Here is a 17,700-nt window from a genome sequence, read left to right as displayed (position 1 = left end):
AGATGGGTAAACCTACAACAACTAAGTTTATAGGTACAAGCTTAGTAAGTATATTACTAGTTTTAAGTATGAGTTTATACGGGGGTTTTCATTTACTTATTGGATTGACTCTCTTAGTGTTAATACAAGGCTTACTTATTAGTCTTTGTAAAAAGTTATTAGCTATAGCTCAGATAGATAGCGAGCAGAGAAGCTACATTTTTCCTCTTTTTCAGATCATCACCGTCTGCTTATTTACTATAGCTATCTATTTAATGAGTCAGGCTGCTTATACGGAGAAGATTAGTTATTTATATTGGCTTTCTCATCTTTTTGATAAGAATCTATCTATTATAGAGTTTGAAGTAGCTACCTATATCTTTGTTAACTATTTTTTTGTGACTGTTGTGTTATACGGAAAACCTCTTAGTAAGATGCTTGGTGATAAAATAGATCGTTGGTTACCACCAAGTTGGATTCTAATCTTTTCTATTATATTAATTGTGTATACAAGAGAAGGGTTTAACCATTTTACAAGAATTAGTAGTCTGATGATAGGTTCAGGAGTTCTTATTCTAGTGCTATTTATGAGAAAAGCAGAAGGGAAAATGCACCACACGCGCTATATATTTGAGCCAGGACATTATTTCATTACCTTTACCATAATGGTTTTAGTGCTCTGGGGATTAGGAACAAATATGCCCAAAGTACAAGAGTTGCCGGGGACTAGATGGCTAAAGAACTTAAGAAGTAACTTTGGAACACAAGCAAATTTAGATAATAATTTGCCAGCTAGCTCTGAGCTTACTAAGGATTTAGTTTTATCGGATGTTATTTTATTTGAAGTGGATGCCAGTGAACCTATTTACCTTAGAGAAGTAGCTTATAAAAAATATATTAATAATGCTTGGGAGCTTGAAGTAGGAGATAGTTCCTATGAAAGCTACATTGAGTTTAGGCCGGCATATATAGAGGCAGAATACAGTCAGACTGCTACTATTTTAAATGAAATGGCATGGCTTAGGACTCAAAAGCCGGAGCTTTTTTCAGAGTATAAGCAAATTCTAAATAGAGAAAGCTCCATTACTATGAAAAAGCGATATACCATTAATCAAAACCCTATTAATAAAGTCAATTATTTTACCATTAATGGTTTTACTGACATTCAGGATAGCTTAGCTTCTAGAATCTATTATTATGGTAATCTAGAAAACATTTATTTTCATAGTGACCGTCTCGTTGAACCTACTTGGTATCAGGTCAGCTATTACGATCGTACGCCAAAGCAAGGAAGTAGAGAATATGCTTTTTTAAAGGGCTTAAGTCATAATCGTTTTATTAACCTATACAAAGAATTACAAGCTTACAGAGAAGATGGCCTCTATAATATAGAACTTATTCCAAAGCTTCTTAGAACCTATACGCCCCTAGTACAGTATCAAAAAGTACAACAAAGCTATTTACAGATACCAGAAGAGATAGAATATCCAATTTACGAGTTAACCAAAGAAGTTATTAAAGGAGAAGTATCTGACTGGGGACAAGCTGAAGCCATTTGTAACTATTTAAAAGAGAATTATATTTATAATCTTCAAAGTAAACCAGCCCAACAAGGCGACGATGTTTATGACTTTCTTTTTAATCAAAAGCAAGGCGTTTGTCAAGAGTTTGCAAGTAGTATGGTACTCATGTGCCGCTCTGTAGGCTTGCCGACAAGGTATGTAACTGGGTATTTAGTTACAGAAAAGAAGCCCGGAACAACCAATACCTATGTGGTTAGAGAAAAGGACGCCCATGCTTTTGCAGAAGTTTATATTCCGGCCTATGGTTGGATGTTATTTGACCCTACTCCCCCAATCGTTCAGGACAACCTAGAGCCTGAGAAAACCAAACAAATGATAGCAGCGGATTATATGCAGCTAGGTCTAGGAAGTTTAATTTTTGTTCTTTGTATTTTCTTAAGCTTTAAGTTTGTTCACGGAGTAAAGACTATCTATTGGCTCCTGCTACTGCATTTAAAACCTACTAAGTGGGGAATAGAAAACTTAATGAGAAGGACCTTATTTCTCCTAGAAAAGAAGGGCTATCCAAAGGAGGAAAAGGAAACTATTAGTCAATACCAAAAACGTATGGCAGATGAAGGTTTTTCTATAGAGTTAGTAGTAAGTTTGTTTGAAAAAAGTACCTTTGGTCATCAACCTCCTAGTCGTGAGGAGCTTAAGTTAGCGGTTAAAGCCTATAGAGGTCTCGGGAAAAAATCAAAGTCTATTTAGAAAAAAGTGCTAGAAATAGCTTGGACCGAATACATTAAAGTAAGTAGTATATTACTTTGATGGGAGGTTCTTATGAATAGAAAAGAGGCTTTTAGAAGATGGCTACAAAATGAGACGGTAGCAAAAACAGGAAAATCTATTCCGGCAAAGACGATTGAGAGCTATATTAAAGGGGTAAGTCACCTGTCAGATGCTATGTATGAGAATGGTGTTATTGATAAGAGGCTTTACAGTATGAATCAAAGCGGTGAGTTAGAAGGTGCTATTTCAGCGATTAAAAAGAGTCATGTGTATATTAATATGAACAATGAAAGCGGGAATGTTTTACATAAGGCACTTAACCAATATGTGAAGTTTTGCAGTAATCAATAAGAAAGTGGGGCATGGAGCTAATTAAGTTAGTCTCATGCCCCACTTTTATTATATAGGTGATAAAATTTAACGCTTATGCTATAAATACAAGACAGTATGTTATATAATGATGTTATTCTGAGTTGAATTTCAAATATTCAGTTTTAAATTAAAGCATAGTAGATTCCTAAGAAGAAAAAGAGACTGATAGAATTTATTATGAATAGAGAGATAAGGGTGCAACATAAAAGAAAGTATTATGGGGGGATTGGATGTTTCAAAAGAAAAGTGACATGGTTATGCAAGAGGAACAGTTAAGGGTGGAGGAAAAAAAGCCAGAACTAGTAGAAATAGCAGAAGAACTTCATCAAACAAAGGAGAGCGTTGTTGCTAGAATTAAACAAGGAAGAAGGTCTTGGTGCAAGGAAGCTTGTCTTTTTTCAAGTATAGCACTTGTGTTAAGCATGGGTGCAAGTGGTATATTAGCCATGTATTTAAAAAATTCAGGGATTATTCAGCGCATCCTAAGTTGGTTTGAAAAATCTGGCGCTGATGATAAGATGAGAGAAACTATAGCAAATCCTATGCTAATGGCGTATAGCATGTTGTATGGTGGAGAAAATCAGGTTTATTTTGTTTTTAATAAGATGGATGAATACCGTTTTACAGTCATGTTACCTCTTTTCTTTATAGGAATAACTATTTTTCTGTTATGGCTTTCGGAGAAGCTTCGTTATGCCATTACTAAAAGAACCAGAGATATGTATAGTAATATTGCCATAGCGATGATCAATGGGCTAGTAGTGACAGGTGTTGCTTTTTTGCTTAGTAAGCAGTTAACCATAAGAGGAGAAGGAATTACTGGTCTTATGCAGGATTCTAGATTGAATTTATTATATGAACAGTATGTGGCATCTGCAATTAGACCTTCTTTAAAAATAATTTCTACTGTAGACCTTTTAAGGTTATGGGGAATGAGTTTTACTTTGACGCTCTTTACACTAACCTTTTTCGCAAGGAAGCAGCTGGTATTTAAAAAATACGACCAAATAGTGCCTACTTTAATTTATATAGCAAGAATGATCTTTATAGCGGTAGTGATTTTAGCCTTAGTGATTTCAGGAAAGATTGTATTTAGTGGTGCTTATATGCCCATGAGTTTTACGCAGCTGCATCTTTTCTTAGAGACTTTTTGTTTCTTGATGGGAATGCTGTTATGTGCTTTATTAACGGGTCATGTATCGTTTATAGATTATTTAGTAGATGCCAATAGCTTGCTGGAGCTAAAGATGGAGCTTTTTACAATGGAGGCATGGTTTAAGAAAAATGTCTCTTATTTAGATAATCCAATAGGGAGTTATTTTCTTGTGCTGATGATTTTAGTTTTAGGCGTTATTCTTCTAAGTAGCTTTAGGCATTGGAGAGGGCGAGGTGTTCGTTTTAATCAAGGTTTTGCAGAAACACTTGTAGTGGCCACCATTTTAAGTTTAAGTGCAGGGCTATTTTCAAGGCTTGGAGCATTCTCCTTTAGTTTAGATTGTGATACGACTAACAGAAGTGTAAATTTCAATAACTTAGTAGCTGACATAGGCGCTACAAATTTCTGGGAAGTAGCAACCAAGGTATTTACTGTAACCTTCTTGCTTTTTTTACTGGGATGGGCACTTAATCAATTATTACCAAAGCTAGTAGATACCTTAGGTAAAATTCCAGAAGCGAGATGGAATTATTTTGTGTGGATAAGCCTGATTATCATAGTAGCACTCGTTATTGTACTTACCATTAACCCTGAAGCTGTTAATGAGATTAGTAAAATGTTTAGTGATGCTATCTGGAAATCGCAGCTTAATATTTTATTAAGGTTAGAAGAAGTATTTAAATAGGATGAAGACGGCTTTAAAGCAATACATATAGGGATTCAGTAAGGATTAAAAAAATGTAAGAAAGATTAAAAAAACATAAGAGAGATTAAAAAGAAATAAAAATGACGCACTAGGGGATATAAATGGTTTATTATACAATAGTATAAAGAGTTAAGGGTTATATTAAGGAGGAGTTTCTTATGAAGATACTACTGACGACAGATGCTTTTGCACCTATTGTGAATGGGGTAGTAACATCAGTAATGACATTATATACTCAGTTAAAGTTAAGGGGACATGATGTGAGAATCTTAGCATTAGCACATGAGGGTTGTTCTAGGCAAGAGGGCGATGTTTATATGATTCGTTCTTTTAGTGTCAATATCTATCCTGATGCAAGGGCAACTGTAAATTATAAGAGTAGAATGGTGAGTGAAATTATCAAGTGGGGACCAGATATTATTCACTCTCAAACAGAATTTTGTTCCTTTTTATTTGCTAGAAAGATAGCAAAGAAATTAGATATTCCAATTATCCATACTTATCATACGTTATATCAAGATTATACAAGTTATTTTACTAAACATGAAAACTTAGGTAAAAAAGCAGTTATTATTTTTTCAAGACGTATATTAAAGACAGTAGACACAGTTGTTGTGCCTACCAATAAAACCAAAGGAATATTAGAAGCCTATCATATTGAACCACCCATAGAGGTTATTCCAAATGGTATTGATTTTACTAGATTCATGAAAACACTTACTCAGGAAGAAAAACATGCTCTCAAAGAAACTTTAAACATACCACTGGGTCATAAGGTAATAGTAACTGTGGGTAGAGTAGGTAAAGAAAAAAATCTAGATGAAGTCATGCTAAATATGAAAGCATTAGTAGAACAAAGAAAAAATATATCTTTGGTGATTGTAGGGAATGGTCCATACAGGCTAGAGTTAGAAAAGATGGCAGAGCAACTAGGGATTCAAGACTCAGTTGTATTTGCAGGTATGATTGATCAAATGGAAATCTATAAATACTACAAACTAGGTGATATTTTTGTAAGTGGTTCTACTAGTGAAACACAAGGTCTTACTTATATTGAAGCTTTAATCAATGAAGTGCCTATTGTTTGTAGAAAAGATGATTGCTTAAAGGCACTCCTAAAAGAAGGCTATAATGGGTATACTTATGAGACTAGTGAGGAATTCATCCATATTATCAATGATTTATTGGATCATCCAGATAAATATAATGAAATAAAAGCACATACGGCTGAAAGTGTGCAATCTTATAGTAGTGAGATCTTTGGTAAAAAGATTGAAGCACTATATGAAAAAGTAATAGCTAATAAAGAGCAAGGTTATGTAGAGCAACATGATGATAACCATACAGCGATTGTAAGCTAGTATAAATAGAAAAAAGTGACTTAAAAGAGGAGTTTGCGATGTATTAGAAATGGGCAACTCCTCTTTTCTTTTTACGATTCATCATTAGACTATAAGCATATGATGGATAAAAGGGGAACGCTTAAGGGGGGAAAGATAAGATGATGAGAAATATTTTAATTGTCATTACCTATTTTATTTTACCATGGATTTCTTTATTTCTAGTAAAACGTGCCATTAAAAAAGGATATTTATACGAGGAAGACAAAAGAGCTTTCTGGGGCATTTTCATAGTGGTAGGTATTATTAATACCATAGGACTAATGATGTTTTGGGGGCATGGGTCAAGTTTTGTTTTCGTAACCATTCTATTAATATGTATGATGTTTGCATCTAGTACAGGAAAAATGATGCTAGGAATAGTAATCGTGGCAGTAGTTATATGGTATTTTATAACTAGGTTTAATAAAGAAAGATTAGAAGAGCTAGACATATTTGATGAAGAAGGGAGGAAGCATTAAAATGAAACACCAATTGATCATACGAATCATGTGCTTTATAGGACTATGCAATATAATTTTCCTTGTTCCTATAACGACTTATGCAGATATGGGACCTAAACCATCATTAAAAATATATGTCAAGAATGCCCCTGAAGACTATTATCTAGATATTCTTATAAAGCAAGGCACAGATGATGAAGAAAAAGTCAATCAAGGAAGAGAAGAATATTTTGACTTGCCATTATACCAATATCAAGAGGATGGATGGGCTGCGGGTTTTGTAAGAAATCCTAGGATGTATGGCGGTTTAACAGGAGAAAAAAGTGAAAGCACTGGTCTTATGGTACATGATTTTGGGTATATGGGACTACCAGACACCTTTAAGATTATTGTACAAAAGGCAGATGGCAGTTTATTGATATCTAATCAAATCACACCTGGAGAATATAATGCAGTGGTGCTTTTTGACTACAATACTAGGCAGGTTCAAGTCATACAGGGCATGCAAAGTAGTATACTAGGAAGTAAACTAGAGCTTTTAAAGATGCTAGTCATTACTATGATTTCTACTATTATTGTAGAAAGCATTATTGGAAAACTATTTGGAGTGGGGCCGTATTCAGTCATTATAGTTGCCAATATAATCACTCAAGTTATATTACATACCGTACTCATTGGTTTGTTTTATCTAGGTTTAGCTCAGTGGACTAGTATGGCCTTTATAATGCTAGAGGTTCTGGTGGTTTGGCTAGAATATTTGTTTTATAAAAGATACCTTATTTGTTGTTCTCAGACCCAGCCAGTAGAGATTATTAAGTATTATGTGATTATAGCCAATATAACCACGGCAACCATGGGAGCGATTATTCAGATTTAAATATAAAAGAATCCCTTTTGTAGTAATGATGAGTATAATAAGAATAAATGTATTAAACGCCTTTTAATAGTGGCTAAATAGTGAGGTATTTTTTATAATGAAATAAGAATAATGACAAAGAGAAAATAGGAGGAGGGACGATTCTTGACATTACAACAGTTAAAATATGCAGTGGCCATAGCCGATAAAGGCTCTATTAATGAAGCGGCTAAATATTTATTTATTTCACAGCCCAGCTTATCTAATGCCATTAAAGATTTAGAGAAGGAAATTAAAATCACAATTTTTACTAGAACCAATAGAGGTATTCAAATTTCTTCTGAAGGAGCAGAATTCTTAGGCTATGCTAGACAAGTTCTTCAGCAATCGGAACTATTAGAACAAAAGTATTTAAGTGGAATGCCAGCGAAGCAGCGCTTTTCAGTATCTACTCATCATTACCTTTTTGCAGCCAATGCCTTTGTAGACTTAATCAAGGAATTTGGAGGTGAGGAGTATGAATTCACCTTTAGAGAAACCAAGACCTATGAAGTTATTGATGATGTGAAAAATCTTAGAAGTGAGATTGGACTTATTTATTTGTCAGATTTCAATGCGCCAGTCATTGGAAAACTTTTAAAAGAAAGTAACTTAGTTTTTACCGAACTTTTTACAGCAAGACCTCATGTGTTTTTATATAAGCATCATCCACTGGCTCAAAATAAAACGATTACTCTAGAGGAATTAGAAGATTATCCTTGTGTATCCTTTGAGCAAGGTGATCAAAACTCTTTTTACTTTTCAGAGGAGGTATTAAGCACTCGAAGTGTGAAAAAAAGCATTAAAGTAAGCGACCGAGCAGCAGTAGTTAATATGATGATAGGTGTTAATGCTTATACCTTTTCAACAGGGGTATTTCCTGAATATCTTCATGGGGAAGATATTGTATCTATTCCCTTGGAAGCAGATGAGAAAATCTGCGTAGGAACGATTATACATAAGGATACAACCCTCACTCATTTGGGTGAGATTTACCTAGAAGCATTAAAGAGAATTGCTGAGAACTTAAAAAATAAAGTGGGGTGAAATCTAGGTAGATACTACCTAGATTTGCATGAGCTTGATGGCTGCTAGGTGGAAATGAGAGGATGAGGACTACCTTCCGGAATTCCGCTTCGTATTTTTTGAAGCACTAAGTCTCACTTTTTTGATGAATGTGAGAAAACTCATTTCTACCAACTATAATGTGTCAAAGACCAATTAGTAAATAAGACATAAAGATGGCTTTACGAATTTTTTCACAAGAAGAGGGATTATAAAATGACCATTTGGCACATTATTAAAAAGAATTTTATATCAAATATAAAGAAAAATTATATATACATATTCGCCATAAGTTTTTCTGTAGCAATGCTTTTTATATTTTCCTCTATTTATAATTGTTCTAAACTTGTCGAACAGTTAACTAGTACAGGAGCTGGAACAGGAAAGATAATAGAGATTATATTATTTTTTGCTGTAATTTTTTTGATTTTGTTTATGAGTTACGCTTTTAATCAGTATACTAATACGAGAACGAAAGACTATGGAATACTTACTATTCTAGGAATAGATAAAAAGCAGATATTGGTTCTTATATTAGTGGAATACCTAGCTATAAGTATCTTATCTTTTATTGTGGGAATATGTGTTGGGAGTATTTTAAGTGTATTATTTTTTAAAGCATTAACAATAGGGAATATTATACCTGATATTAATTATTTTATGTCTAGGGAAGTATGTATATTAGTAGCAGTATATTTTTTAGGTACACTTATATTTATAGCTTTATCTAATATGTTTAAAATATCAAGAAAAAATGACCTGACGTTGTTGGAACAATCAATATCAATGCCAACTAGTGAGGCTAAATATTGGTTTATAGGATTTATAGGGCTAATAATAGTTGGATTTGCTATAGCAATTTTATTTATTGGTAAGTATAGTTACGGTAAGTTACTTATTTCTATGACTTTATGTATAGCAGGGATATATGTAATTAATAATTATTTTGGAAATACACTGATAAAGCTTTTGAAGGACAATAAGAAAACATATTATAAAAGAATACTGAAGTATAATGAGGTTTATTATAGATTTAAACAAAACAAAAAGGTTGTTTTCATGTCGTTTATAATGAGTTTTTTAGTAATATATATTATAGGAGGGCTAATTCCTTCTTACATAGATATGCAAAGAACAGACTATTATGATGAAAGATATCCTTATGATGCTATAGTTGTTACTAAAGATGAAGTACCAAGTTCAGAGCAAAGCAGAATGATACAAAAATCAGGCCTAGAATTAGAAGTAGGTTATTTGATTGAAAGCGTACCTATCTATAAAACTGCTAGACAATATCTTAGAAGTTTTAATAAGTGGGAGTTTAGAAGGGATATGAATCAACTGACTTGGGGAGTATCTAACAAACAGTATAATTCAATTTCTAATTCAAATGTACAGTTAGCATCAGGCGAAATATTATTTATTATACAGAAAGAAAACCTGATAGATCAATCGTTAATAAGCGAGGATGAAATATGGTTTGAATTAAGCAATGAATATGTTAAGTATAATCTAAAGGATATGTTTTATGAGTCAATTTTTGGAGAGGTAAGCGATGATTTAAGCTATGTAGTAGTATTTAATGATCAAGACTATTTAGAGGTAAAGAATACATGTAAAGAAATATATAACATATCACTATTAACATTCCGAGGAATAATGGGTGAGAAAGTAAATGAACTTAATTTACTTGAAGAACATATGAGAAGTTATGATTCTGGAGCAAAGATATATAATAAGGGAACAAATATTCAAGTGGCTAATAGTCAGTCCTTATTTGTTGTCATTGTTTTTTCGTTTCTAGGTATGCTTCTGACTTCTTGCAATTGTTATATAATGTATTTTAAATTTATAGCTGAGTCCCAGACAGTCATTAATAAATATATTTTTCTGTTTACCTTGGGAATGGATAAGAAAGAGATAAAGACATATGTAGGTAATGAGATAAAACTCATATTTTCTTTACCCATTATAATTGCCTGTATACTGAGTTATATGTACTTGTTTGCTGAGATTAAGGTAGGCATAAGGAGTATGGATAATACAGTAATACAAGAGTTAATTATGTTTGGAATAAGCTATACAGCCGTCGTGAGCATATACGTTATATTGCAATATATTTACTATAGGATGTTGAAGAGGAATTTAGTAAATCTAGTACTTGAAAATTTAGAATAACCAAGAAGGGGAAATAGGACCATAATGGATTTTATAAAAGTGGAGGGGTTAACAAAAGTATATAGGGATCTAAATAAAGGTAAAAACAACTATAAAACTCAAGCTTTGGATGATGTGAATTTTTTTGTAGAAGAAAGAGAATTTGTTGAAATAATGGGGAAGTCTGGATGCGGAAAGACAACTCTATTAAGAACTTTAGGTGGTATTGATAAGGACATAGTAGGCTCCATTAAGTTTAAGGGAAAAGATATAAGCAAGTTATCAATGAGTGAACTCGCTCTATTTAGAAGAAGAGAAGTTGGCTTTGTTTTTCAAGAATTTTATTTGATGGAGAGTTTAAATGTAAGGGAAAATATTATGTTACCAATGATTTTATATAAAAAGAATAGTGATGATATGATTAATACTACTATTAATTATGCAAAAAAGTTTAGTATAAAGGAAAGATTAGAAAATTATCCAAATGAGCTCTCAGGAGGACAGAAGCAGTGTGTAGCTATATGCAGAGCACTTTCTAATAATCCTACTTTGATTTTAGCTGATGAGCCCACCGGAAATTTGGATTCTATATCAAGTCAAATAGTGATAGAAAGTCTTCAAAAATTAAATGAAGAAATGAATAAAACAGTAATCATTGTAACTCATGATCCGTTAATTGCAAGCTATTGTAAGCGGATTATATTTATGAAAGATGGAAAGAATATTAAGGAATTACATAAATCTAACAGTAGGGAATTATTTTTTAAAGACATTTTAAACGAATTAGTATATTTATAGATATCAAAATGTGTTATATAAGTACCATACCATTTAATGTGAATGACCCTATATCTGATACCAAAGAAAAAAGTAGAGTAAAATCATCAAAAGACGTACTAATGATGCTTACAGCGTGGAGTAATAATCAAGTTAAAGAATTCTTAGAAATGAAGTGATGCTGTGAAAAAAACTTTTTATTTTGTATTTGTGATGATGTATAGCTTAATATTTAAATTCATAGAAAATGCTGTAAGGGGACCCTCTTGGGAAATACCAATAGATGTAATGGTAAAGGGAAATAATTTATTATTATTAGCTACCGTAACCTCGGTATTAAATATCATATTTTTAATCAAGATGCTAAGTGGAACATTATTGGATTTAAAAAACAAAATGTTTTATTTATTGATGAGTATAGTAGCTTTAATCATTTTATATAGTGGATGGAGAGGTATACCATATAATTTAATATTAGTGTCACCTATTTGGAAACATATATGCATATTTATTTTTTATCCATACATGATAATTTTATTAGCTGCAATGATTATACTAAATAAACTTAATGATACATAATTGCGAGGGCCTTCTATAGATGTATTTCTAAGAAAGAAAACTGATAAATCCTTGGATAATGCCAATGTTTATAAAGTCTATAAATAATGAGCCTACTATTGGAACGATGAAGAATGCAGTTCTAGAGTATACATACTTTTCAGTAATAGAATTCATATTTGCCATGGCATTTGATGTAGACCCCATTGCAAATCCAGTTAGCCCTGCCACCATTACAGCTGAGTCATAATTTTTGCCCATTAATGGATAAGATACAAAGATGCCATAAAGGTACATCATTACGCACTGGGCTAAAAGTAAAAGTAACATTGGAAGTGCCAGGTCTATGAGCTGCCAAAGTTTTAATGTGATAAGTGCCATACCAAGGAATAGATTTAAGGATACTTCTTCAACTACCTTAATTTCTTCTAAAGGTGTTTTAATAAAGCCGGTAGCATCAGAAATATTTCTTATAACAGCAGCAGTAATCATAGCACCTATGTAGGCAGGAAAATTAATGTCGGTAGACCACTGACTAACGAATGCATTTAAAGCATCAGTTAAATAAGTTCCTAGGAACATAGCTATTAGTATTTGAAAGAAAGCCATACTTATTTTATTAGTATCTAATAGGGGTGTATTCTTTTGGGTAATAGATAAGTCGAACTCAGTTTCATTAGAAGATGGAAGTTTTTTCTTATGTAAGAGATTATCCTTTATAATGAGGCGATTTGCCATAGGGCTACCTAGTAGTGAACCTGCAACAAGTCCAAAGGTTGCAGCTGTTAAAGCTACTGTTAGAGCCTGAGGATAACCAAGAGCTTCAATGCTAGGTGCTACAGCGGCTGAGGTACCATGTCCACCCGTTAAAGCAGGAGAAGCTGTAAGGAGTGCTAGCAGTGGATCAATTCCTACAATACCTGCAAGGCCAACGGCCAATGCATTTTGAAGCACAGCAAAAACTGTTGATATAAGAAGGAATAAGAGTACTTGCTTACCACCGATCTTAAGCATTTTAAAGCTGGCATTAAATCCGACAGTACAGAAGAACATAATCTGGAAGAAAGTCTGTAGGGTTGTATCGAATTCAAATGAAGCAATATTATTTTGTCTAAAAATCATATGTATAATTGAAAATATAAGTCCCCCAATTACTGGCGAAGGAATGGCGTATCTTGAAAATACGGGGATAGCATTTTTGATTGCCTTTCCCAATAACAGAAAGATGACTGCTAATCCTATAGATTGAATCATATTAAGTTGAATTGTCATTTATTAACTCCTAAAATTATAAAATATTTTTTGTATCTTTAAAATTACTATTAGTGGATAAAAATTAAATGCTATATAGAGAGCTAAGCAAGAATTTAATTTATAGATATTATTATATAGATAATAAAGTAGAGTGTTTTATTGATAATGTGGGTGGATAATTAATTGAAATTTTTATATTTTGTATAATAGTTCATTTTTTCGACAAAGTCAATGAAAGGGTTTTGCTTAAGATTTATAGGGGGAGGAAGTTAGGATTAACGTTACTTAGAGATAAGTAATTAGTCTTGCTATATATCAATGTGTAACAATAGATATAGCTTATAACTATATCAGACTATAGTTTTTTGAGATTACAGAATAACAAAAGTTTTATGGTAACATATGGTTATAAACAGGAAAATCATTAAATAAAGTTTTAAAGCTTTTTATTTCAGGAGGATTTAGATATGAGAGACGAAACCAAATGTTTGCACGCGGGCTATACACCTAAGAATAGTGAGCCAAGAGTAGTACCAATTTATCAAAGCACGACTTATGTATTTGATTCTACAAAAGAAATAGGGGACGTATTTGATGAACCTACTAAGGCGCTTATTTATTCACGTTTTGCTAACCCAACTGTTATGGCAGTAGAAGAAAAAATCGCTGCTCTTGAAGGTGGTATTGGGGCAATGTGTACCACATCAGGACAAGGTGCTTCTCTTTTATCTATCTTAAACATTTGTAAAGCAGGAGATAGCTTTATAAGTACCTCTACGATTTATGGTGGTACAATTAATCTCTTTGCAGCAACTTTGAAAAAGCAAGGCATCGAATGTATCTTTGTTGATCAAAATGCTGATGAGGAAACCATCCATGCAGCTTTTAAACCTAATACCAAAGCAGTGTTTGGGGAAACACTAGCTAATCCAGCACTTTGTGTATTAGACATTGAGAAATTCGCTAAAATTGCGCATGCCCATGGTGTGCCACTTATTATTGATAATACCTTTGCAACACCTATTCTCTGTAAACCATTTGAATATGGTGCAGATATCGTCGTTCATTCTACTTCTAAATATATGGATGGACATGCTGTGCAAGTAGGTGGGGTAATCGTTGATAGTGGTAACTTCGACTGGACTAATGGCAACTTCCCAGAGTTCACAGAGCCAGATGAAACTTACCATGGTATTACTTATACTGAAACTTATGGTAAAGCAGCTTATATTATTAAAGCAAGAATGCAGCTCATGAGAGACTATGGTATGTATCCAGCAGCTAACTCAGCTTTCTTATTAAATTTAGGTCTTGAGACATTAGCTATTAGAATGGAAAGATATTGCCAAAATGCCCTTAAGGTAGCTGAGTATTTTGCAGCTTCTGATAAGATTGAGAAAGTGATGTATCCAGGACTTGAAGGGGATGAGTACCACGAGCTTGCTAAAAAATACTTAAAAGGCTCAAGTGGTGTTATTTCTATGGTCATTAAAGGTGGTAAAGAAAAAGCTATTCAGTTTATGGACAGCTTAAAATTAGCTTCTAATGAAGTGCATGTAGCAGATATCCGTACTTGTGTACTTCATCCAGCTAGTGAAACACACCGCCAATTAACAGATGAGCAATTAGTAGCAGCTGGCATCAATCCAGGAATGATTCGTTTCTCAGTAGGACTTGAGAACGTGGAAGACATTATTGAAGATATTGAGCAAAGCTTAGCTCAGTTATAAGGATAGGAAAGAAAGTCATAAAAATATCACCTCAGGGGTATTTTTATGGCTTTCTCTTTTGTTCCCAATCTACACGGCAGAACCTAGGTTCTGCCTCTTTTGTTGTAATCCAAAGCATCATAAGTAATATAATAAATACAAAAATGCTGTGCTTTAACTTAACATTTATTTTACATTGACCATGCTATTATAAGCATGTGCTTAGGAAGTACATCAAATACATAATATAAAGGAGAAAATAAAATGAAGAAAATTCAAATAGGTACATTAGCAATAGCAGCAGTTTTAGCAATTGGTGGAGGTTCTGTATTTGCATCAGAGAAAGCGGAAGATTATAAAAGTGTTATAGTTGACGGAGTGGAAATCGAGAGTCAAGATAAGGAACTTTTAAAAGCAATAGAGAATGGAGAAGTTGAGATCAGTGTAGACACTACTAAGAGTGTACCAGTTCAAAAAGTCGGCGGAGTGGAAATTGAGAGTGAAGATGAGGAGCTTTTAAAAGCAATAGCAAATGGAGAGATTGAGATAATAGTCGCTACTGAGAGTGTACCAGCTCAAGAAGTTGAATAATAGGATAGAAGATAGGTATGACATTCAAATGCTAGTTATATTAATTGTGAGAAAGTATAATAATTAATATAACTAGCATTTTTTATAAAGTAAAGAATAAGGAGGTTGCTATGAGGCTATTAATTATAGAAGATGAAATAAGTATATTAGAAGCCCTCCAAAAAGGACTTAAAAAAGAAGGTTATGCTGTGGATATTGTATCAGATGGTAATGAAGCTATGGAATATCTAGAGCTTAACAGTTATGATTTGGTGGTACTAGATATTAATTTACCTGGAATAGATGGACTTTCTATATTAAGGAATTTGAGAAAAGAGGATATAGATACAAGAGTGATTATTATATCAGCTAATAGAGAGATTGAAGACCGTATTAAGGGATTGGATTTAGGAGCCAACGATTATTTGGTTAAACCTTTTGATTTTCAAGAACTCAAGGCTAGAATACGCAGCTTATTACGTAGGAAATTTGTTAGTCAACCCAATATTCTTCAAGAGTCGGGGATTGAAATTAATTTATCTACGCTTAAAGTGACTTATAAAGAAAGAGATATTCCCCTCACTTTAAAAGAATATGGGATCTTAAAATACCTAATTGAAAATAAAGGAAGAGCTGTGAGTAGCGAGGAGCTTTTTGAACATGTTTGGGATGAGCATTCAGATCCCTTTTCAAAAGTGATTAGAGTACATATTTATTCACTTAGAAAAAAATTAGTCAATGCGACAGGTAAAGATAATATCATTACCACCCTAAAAGGTGTGGGATATTTATTTGTAGGTGGTGGAGATGAATAAGATAAAAATTACACTAAAGTGGCGATTTACTCTTTTAACCATTTTTCTCATTGTTCTATCGAGTGTAGCTATTACCCTTGCTATAAATATAGATATTGGAAGAAATATTCCCATGGCACCTTCTACAATTGCAGGAGAGAGTGGTGACTTCGCTATAAGTATTTTTGATGAAGCACTGACTGAGATACAAAATCAGTCTAGTTCTATTCATAGTAATGAAGCTAAAGTTATATCTCCAGGGCAGTTTGAAATAGCTATGACAACAGCTGTTTCTAACATTTATACTACCTCAATTATAACATTAATCATCATCATTTTCTTAGGAGGGATAAGTGCATACTTTGTTGCTGGTAGAGCATTAAGTCCTATCAAAGACCTAAGTGATAATGTAAAAAGTATTAATGAAAATAACTTACTATCCCATCTTGAAGTAGAGGGACCACAAGATGAAATCAAGGAGTTGACGATTTCTTTCAATCAAATGCTAGCAAAACTAAATCATGCGTTTACTTCTCAAAAACGATTTAATGCCAGTATAGCGCATGAACTTAAAACGCCACTTACTGTTATGAAGACCAACATAGATGTATTAAATGAGTATGAAGAAAAAACTGTAGAAATGTATCAGGAAACTATAGAGATTGTACGGGAGTCAGTATATAAGCTAAATAGTATGATTGAAACTATGTTAGATTTGGTAAGACAAGAAAATGCACCTTTAGATGATGAAGTGGATATTAATCAAATTATAGAAGATGTAGTAGAGGATCTGATGGTTATTGCTAAGGAAAAAGATATTACATTAGATTACCATACCTCAGGCAGGCACTCTTTGATTAAGGGGAATGAGATACTGCTTTACAGAGCTATTTATAATGTTGTAGAAAATGGGATAAAATATAATTTTCCATGTGGACAAGTTGATATTCGAAGTATTGAGACTAAGGATATCATAGAAATTCAGATTCAAGATACAGGTAAGGGGATGAGAGAAGAAGAGATGAATCGTATCTTTGAGCCTTTTTATAGAATGGATAAGTTTAATGTAGATACAAACAGTGGATTAGGGTTAGGATTATCCTTAACTCAGTCTACAGTTGCTATTCATGGGGGAGAAATTAGAGTGGAAAGTAGAGTGAATGAGGGAACACGAGTAAGTATTAGGCTACCTATGCATTTATAATAGTTACAAAATTTAAATTCTCAGTAGGGTTTGAGAACGCACTTGATAGTATTGAAGACATTGAGCAAAGCTTAGCTCAGCTATAATGACTAATAAATAAAGAGAGAGCCTTGAAAATATCGATCTTATAGACACTTTCAAGGCTTTTTCAGCTATACTAAATCCACGAAGTAGCAAACGTTTTATAAAACATCATTTTTTGAAATCCTATGGTGCCCATGAGAGTGCATGATGAGCCAGAGTGTTAGAATGATAATACTTTTTAAAAAATAATGTTTATAAATACATTTTCAAATATTATATTGACAAGTTGTGAAATGTGATGTATACTGAGAAGGAATTAAGTTGTTGTTTATACCTTTAAAAG

16 protein-coding genes are annotated in these 17,700 nt (G+C 33.0%); 15 read left to right on the top strand and 1 reads right to left on the bottom strand.

All coding sequences use genetic code 11. From position 1 onward, the window contains the following. The first annotated feature begins 2 nt into the window (after nt 1-2). The 11 genes from QTL86_RS17280 to QTL86_RS17230 all read left to right on the top strand — a co-directional run bounded on the left by QTL86_RS17280 (nt 3) and on the right by QTL86_RS17230 (nt 11,823). Entirely contained in the window at nt 3-2,252 is a 2,250-nt protein-coding gene (locus QTL86_RS17280) for a DUF4129 domain-containing transglutaminase family protein (RefSeq protein ID WP_410495600.1), read from the top strand. Nucleotides 2,253-2,324: 72 nt separating this feature from the next. Then, nucleotides 2,325-2,624 (top strand): hypothetical protein, encoded by a 300-nt coding sequence (locus tag QTL86_RS17275; RefSeq protein WP_127065218.1) that lies wholly within the window; start codon nt 2,325-2,327, stop codon nt 2,622-2,624. A 251-nt stretch (nt 2,625-2,875) separates the two neighbouring features. Next, entirely contained in the window at nt 2,876-4,486 is a 1,611-nt protein-coding gene (locus tag QTL86_RS17270; protein ID WP_410495599.1) for a hypothetical protein, read from the top strand. Nucleotides 4,487-4,665: 179 nt separating this feature from the next. Next, complete coding sequence (locus QTL86_RS17265) at nt 4,666-5,868, top strand: glycosyltransferase (protein WP_410495598.1); 1,203 nt, start codon at nt 4,666-4,668, stop codon at nt 5,866-5,868. Between the two features lie 140 nt (nt 5,869-6,008). Then, the gene (locus QTL86_RS17260) at nt 6,009-6,368 is read left to right on the top strand and encodes a hypothetical protein (protein ID WP_410495597.1); all 360 of its coding nucleotides are present in this window, start codon (nt 6,009-6,011) and stop codon (nt 6,366-6,368) included. A gap of 1 nt (nt 6,369) precedes the next feature. Further along, complete coding sequence (locus QTL86_RS17255; RefSeq protein ID WP_410495596.1) at nt 6,370-7,227, top strand: hypothetical protein; 858 nt, start codon at nt 6,370-6,372, stop codon at nt 7,225-7,227. A 144-nt stretch (nt 7,228-7,371) separates the two neighbouring features. Then, nucleotides 7,372-8,292, top strand: coding sequence for a LysR family transcriptional regulator (locus QTL86_RS17250; RefSeq protein WP_127065221.1), 921 nt, complete (start codon nt 7,372-7,374; stop codon nt 8,290-8,292). Between the two features lie 324 nt (nt 8,293-8,616). Further along, nucleotides 8,617-10,488, top strand: a complete 1,872-nt coding sequence (locus QTL86_RS17245) for an FtsX-like permease family protein (protein WP_410495595.1) — start codon at nt 8,617-8,619, stop codon at nt 10,486-10,488. A gap of 24 nt (nt 10,489-10,512) precedes the next feature. After that, nucleotides 10,513-11,265 carry an ABC transporter ATP-binding protein gene (locus QTL86_RS17240; RefSeq protein WP_410495594.1) on the top strand — a complete coding sequence of 251 codons (753 nt, stop codon included), beginning with the start codon at nt 10,513-10,515 and terminating at the stop codon, nt 11,263-11,265. 8 nt (nt 11,266-11,273) lie between these two features. Further along, the gene (locus tag QTL86_RS17235; protein ID WP_410495593.1) at nt 11,274-11,423 is read left to right on the top strand and encodes a hypothetical protein; all 150 of its coding nucleotides are present in this window, start codon (nt 11,274-11,276) and stop codon (nt 11,421-11,423) included. Between the two features lie 34 nt (nt 11,424-11,457). Continuing rightward, nucleotides 11,458-11,823: a hypothetical protein gene (locus QTL86_RS17230; protein ID WP_410495592.1), complete on the top strand. Its 366-nt coding sequence runs from the start codon at nt 11,458-11,460 to the stop codon at nt 11,821-11,823. A gap of 27 nt (nt 11,824-11,850) precedes the next feature. On the opposite strand, the gene gltS is transcribed toward QTL86_RS17230, so the two are convergent. Continuing rightward, entirely contained in the window at nt 11,851-13,074 is a 1,224-nt protein-coding gene (gene gltS, locus QTL86_RS17225) for a sodium/glutamate symporter (RefSeq protein ID WP_013655215.1), read from the bottom strand. 449 nt (nt 13,075-13,523) lie between these two features. On the opposite strand from gltS, the gene QTL86_RS17220 reads away from it, so the two are divergent. The 4 genes from QTL86_RS17220 (at nt 13,524) to QTL86_RS17205 (ending at nt 17,333) form a co-directional block, all read left to right on the top strand. Continuing rightward, nucleotides 13,524-14,786, top strand: coding sequence for an O-acetylhomoserine aminocarboxypropyltransferase/cysteine synthase family protein (locus QTL86_RS17220; RefSeq protein ID WP_410495591.1), 1,263 nt, complete (start codon nt 13,524-13,526; stop codon nt 14,784-14,786). A gap of 243 nt (nt 14,787-15,029) precedes the next feature. After that, entirely contained in the window at nt 15,030-15,356 is a 327-nt protein-coding gene (locus tag QTL86_RS17215) for a hypothetical protein (protein WP_410495589.1), read from the top strand. A gap of 110 nt (nt 15,357-15,466) precedes the next feature. Next, on the top strand, nt 15,467-16,150 hold the full coding sequence (locus QTL86_RS17210; protein WP_127065227.1) for a response regulator transcription factor: 684 nt from the start codon (nt 15,467-15,469) through the stop codon (nt 16,148-16,150). Next, a complete protein-coding gene (locus tag QTL86_RS17205; RefSeq protein ID WP_410495588.1) occupies nt 16,143-17,333 on the top strand; it encodes an ATP-binding protein in 1,191 nt (396 codons plus the stop codon). Before QTL86_RS17210 ends, QTL86_RS17205 begins: the two co-directional genes overlap by 8 nt. The last annotated feature ends 367 nt before the right edge of the window (nt 17,334-17,700 follow it).

Source organism: Cellulosilyticum sp. ST5, from assembly GCF_046529625.1.
Taxonomy (GTDB): domain Bacteria; phylum Bacillota; class Clostridia; order Lachnospirales; family Cellulosilyticaceae; genus Cellulosilyticum; species Cellulosilyticum lentocellum.
This window is presented reverse-complemented; position numbering and strand designations above follow the sequence as displayed.

What these genes read in the sequence shown, in the direction of transcription:
- QTL86_RS17280 (WP_410495600.1), top strand. Translation starts at nt 3, where the DNA reads ATGGGTAAACCTACAACAACTAAGTTTATAGGTACAAGCTTAGTAAGT.
- QTL86_RS17275 (WP_127065218.1), top strand. Translation starts at nt 2,325, where the DNA reads ATGAATAGAAAAGAGGCTTTTAGAAGATGGCTACAAAATGAGACGGTA.
- QTL86_RS17270 (WP_410495599.1), top strand. Translation starts at nt 2,876, where the DNA reads ATGTTTCAAAAGAAAAGTGACATGGTTATGCAAGAGGAACAGTTAAGG.
- QTL86_RS17265 (WP_410495598.1), top strand. Translation starts at nt 4,666, where the DNA reads ATGAAGATACTACTGACGACAGATGCTTTTGCACCTATTGTGAATGGG.
- QTL86_RS17260 (WP_410495597.1), top strand. Translation starts at nt 6,009, where the DNA reads ATGATGAGAAATATTTTAATTGTCATTACCTATTTTATTTTACCATGG.
- QTL86_RS17255 (WP_410495596.1), top strand. Translation starts at nt 6,370, where the DNA reads ATGAAACACCAATTGATCATACGAATCATGTGCTTTATAGGACTATGC.
- QTL86_RS17245 (WP_410495595.1), top strand. Translation starts at nt 8,617, where the DNA reads ATGCTTTTTATATTTTCCTCTATTTATAATTGTTCTAAACTTGTCGAA.
- QTL86_RS17240 (WP_410495594.1), top strand. Translation starts at nt 10,513, where the DNA reads ATGGATTTTATAAAAGTGGAGGGGTTAACAAAAGTATATAGGGATCTA.
- QTL86_RS17235 (WP_410495593.1), top strand. Translation starts at nt 11,274, where the DNA reads ATGTGTTATATAAGTACCATACCATTTAATGTGAATGACCCTATATCT.
- QTL86_RS17230 (WP_410495592.1), top strand. Translation starts at nt 11,458, where the DNA reads ATGATGTATAGCTTAATATTTAAATTCATAGAAAATGCTGTAAGGGGA.
- gltS (WP_013655215.1), bottom strand. Translation starts at nt 13,074, where the DNA reads ATGACAATTCAACTTAATATGATTCAATCTATAGGATTAGCAGTCATC.
- QTL86_RS17220 (WP_410495591.1), top strand. Translation starts at nt 13,524, where the DNA reads ATGAGAGACGAAACCAAATGTTTGCACGCGGGCTATACACCTAAGAAT.
- QTL86_RS17215 (WP_410495589.1), top strand. Translation starts at nt 15,030, where the DNA reads ATGAAGAAAATTCAAATAGGTACATTAGCAATAGCAGCAGTTTTAGCA.
- QTL86_RS17210 (WP_127065227.1), top strand. Translation starts at nt 15,467, where the DNA reads ATGAGGCTATTAATTATAGAAGATGAAATAAGTATATTAGAAGCCCTC.
- QTL86_RS17205 (WP_410495588.1), top strand. Translation starts at nt 16,143, where the DNA reads ATGAATAAGATAAAAATTACACTAAAGTGGCGATTTACTCTTTTAACC.